This is a genomic window from Fundidesulfovibrio sp. (assembly GCF_058402725.1).
Window position 1 is genome coordinate 1 of record NZ_JBZVFJ010000269.1, and the last position, 2645, is coordinate 2645.

Here is a 2645-nt window from a genome sequence, read left to right on the forward strand (position 1 = left end):
GGTAGGCAGGCTGGAGGTGCTGGCCACCACCGACCCCCTCACGGGCGTGGCCAACCGCAGGCGGCTCCTGGTGCGCGCGGTCCAGGAGCACGAACGGGCGGCGCGCTACGCGCAGCCCCTGTCCTTCCTCATGCTGGACATCGACCACTTCAAGCACGTCAACGATTCGCTGGGCCACGACGTGGGCGACGAGGTGCTCAAGGCCGTGGCCCAGTCCTGCGCCGAGGCCCTGCGCGCCACAGACGTTCTGGGACGCCTGGGCGGCGAGGAGTTCGGGGCGTTGCTGCCCCAGACCGCCACCGGGGACGCGCGCGCCGTGGCCGAACGGCTGCGCCGCTCCGTGGAGAGCCTGGTGGCCACAACAAGGGGCGGCAGGGTGCGCGTGACGGTGTCCGTGGGCTTCTCCACCTGGCAGGAGACGGACCTCTCGGCCGAGGACATGATGCGCCGCGCCGACGCCGGGCTCTACGAGGCCAAGCGCGCCGGGCGCAACTGCGTGCGCGAGGGCTGAGCCCGCTGCGTCGGCCCCGGCAGCGCGGCTCTCGTGCTGCGCGCGCAGGACCCGTCGCCCCGGACGCTCAAAACAAATCGCAGGAACAAGTGACTTTTCATGCCGGACGTCACGGCGTGGCACCCAGCATCGCGTCCCTGGCGCTACCGCTCATCGCCCGGGCAGCGCTCGCCTCGGGGCGCCCAGAGGCGGCAGGAAAAGTCGCGCCCCACGGCCGGATAGTTGCGGCCGCGTTCGGAAAAGGGCCAGGCCATGCGCACGTTGAGGCAGCGCCCCATGGCCGCGCGCATGTCCATGAAGTAGAAGAAACGGCAGCGGCAGCAGCGCTCCCCGGCGCGGCCGTCCGCGTCCCGGGCGCTTGCCGCCGCCACGCGCTACAGCCCCAGCTCGCGCAGGGCGTCCGCCACGGCCTTGCCGTCGGGCATGCGCGCCTGCGGATTGATGGCCAGGAGTTCCTTCCAGGCCTTGGCCGCTCCGTCCTTGTCCTTCTTGTCGAAGAGCAGCACGATGCCGGTGTTGAGCCGGGCCAGCTGGTGCTTGGGGTCCAGCTCCACGGCCTGCCGGAAGGAGGCCAGGGCCTCGTCGATCTGGCGCATCTCGCGCTGCATCACGCCCATGTCGGTCCAGACGTCGGGCTGGCCGGGCTTGAGCGCAAGGGATTTCTGATAGGCCCCCACGGCGCGTTCGGCAAAGCCCACGTCGAAGTAGACGTTGCCCAGTTCCGCCCACACGGCGGCGTCGTTGGGGTTCTTGGCGGCCTTTTCCTCCAGGGCGCGGGCCTGGGCCATCACGGGGGAGGCCATGGGGTTGCCCTGCTGGCCTTGCTGACCCTGCTGGGCCGGGGCCTCGGCGGCGGGCCGGGGGGGCATGCCCGCAGGGGGCGCGGCCTGCTGGGCGAACATGGACACCGCGCCCTGCCAGCCCATGAACAGTCCGGCCAGGAACAGGGCCACGCACAGCACGGTCGCCGTCTGCCTGCGCACCATGGCCGGCGAGGCCTGGGCGTTCTTGATCGTCTTCTTCACAGTTGCTCCGGGAAACGGCGGCCTACTGGGCCTCGGGGGTCATGCCCTTGCCGTATTTGGGGTTGAGGGCCGCCTTGGACAGGAAATAGTCCACCTTGATCTTGCGGTTCTTGGCGATGCGGTCCCAGTAGTAGCCTGGGGGGTCCTTCCAGACCAGGCGGTCCCTGGTTCCGTCCTGGAGCACGGCCTCCACGGCCGGGGCGGGGCAGTCCAGGCCGCCGTCGGGGCGCAGGGAGCACACGGCAACGAAGGCCAGCGACTTGAAGGTGTCGCGCAGGTCCTTGGAGCGCAGCCGGGAGACGTACTGGCTGTCCAGCTCGGTGATGCTCGTCAGGTCGATCTCGCCCCGGAACTCGGCCTTGCCCGGCTCCAGCACCTTCCAGGTGCGGGAGGAGAAGAAAGGATAGCTCTCCAGAACCTTGCCCACACCGGGAATGGACGGGGATTTCAGCGCTGCTTCCAGAAAGCGCGCGGCGTCGCCCTGGCTTTCGGTCTGCGCCTGGGGCTGCTGGGCGCGGGGACCGGTCTCCAGGCCCTTCACCTCCAGGCGTCCCAGGGGCAGGGCGAAGACGGGGTTCTGGTCGTTGAAGATGAGCAGATGCCCGGCGATCTCCACGGTGAGCTTGCGCTCCAGGGCCTGCTCCAGGGCGGCCCGGGTGGCCGGGGGGAAGAACTCGCGGTCGCCCAGGACCACGAGCTTGTTGTTTTCCAGCAGCAGTTGATAGACCGTGACCGGCCCGTCCTGGGCGATGCCGATCTTGCCCGTGCGGGTGACCTGCATCTCCTTGACCAGTCTGGCCTGGACCGGCCCTGCCGCCAGGAGTGCGGCCAGCACCGTCAGGATGATTCTACGCGCCATGGAGCGACTCCCTTGGCCCTGCCGCGCGGCGTTCGCACCAGGGGCGCGCCGCGCGGGAGGCCCCTGCATGAGGCTTTGGATGTGTTCGCATTGCGCGGGCGGCGGCGAAGCGTTGCGCCGCGCTGCCCGCGTCCGCGAGCCGTGGTTGAGCCGTCGCGTCCTTGGCGGCCGCCGCCGGGACGTGGGCCGCACCCGGGACGGGCGGTGCGTCGCCTGCCCGGGAAAGCACGCGCGACGGCGTGTTCTCCGT

At 70.5% G+C, this 2645-nt stretch carries 4 protein-coding genes; 1 reads left to right on the forward strand and 3 read right to left on the reverse strand.

Going from position 1 to position 2645, the window contains the following annotated elements:
- The coding region (locus tag ACV4UX_RS18520) for a GGDEF domain-containing protein (protein WP_491594756.1) at nucleotides 1–511 on the forward strand (511 nt) is incomplete at its 5' end.
- Between the two features lie 143 nt (nucleotides 512–654).
- On the opposite strand, the gene ACV4UX_RS18525 is transcribed toward ACV4UX_RS18520, so the two are convergent.
- The 3 genes from ACV4UX_RS18525 to ACV4UX_RS18535 are packed head-to-tail and all read right to left on the reverse strand — an operon-like array spanning nucleotide 655 to nucleotide 2395.
- Nucleotides 655–882 (reverse strand): hypothetical protein, encoded by a 228-nt coding sequence (locus ACV4UX_RS18525; protein WP_491594757.1) that lies wholly within the window; start codon nucleotides 880–882, stop codon nucleotides 655–657.
- Between the two features lie 3 nt (nucleotides 883–885).
- On the reverse strand, nucleotides 886–1536 hold the full coding sequence (locus tag ACV4UX_RS18530) for a tetratricopeptide repeat protein (RefSeq protein WP_491594758.1): 651 nt from the start codon (nucleotides 1534–1536) through the stop codon (nucleotides 886–888).
- A gap of 22 nt (nucleotides 1537–1558) precedes the next feature.
- On the reverse strand, nucleotides 1559–2395 hold the full coding sequence (locus ACV4UX_RS18535; RefSeq protein WP_491594759.1) for a hypothetical protein: 837 nt from the start codon (nucleotides 2393–2395) through the stop codon (nucleotides 1559–1561).
- Nucleotides 2396–2645 lie beyond the last annotated feature (250 nt).

What these genes read in the sequence shown, in the direction of transcription:
- ACV4UX_RS18535 (WP_491594759.1), bottom strand. Translation starts at nt 2,395, where the DNA reads ATGGCGCGTAGAATCATCCTGACGGTGCTGGCCGCACTCCTGGCGGCA.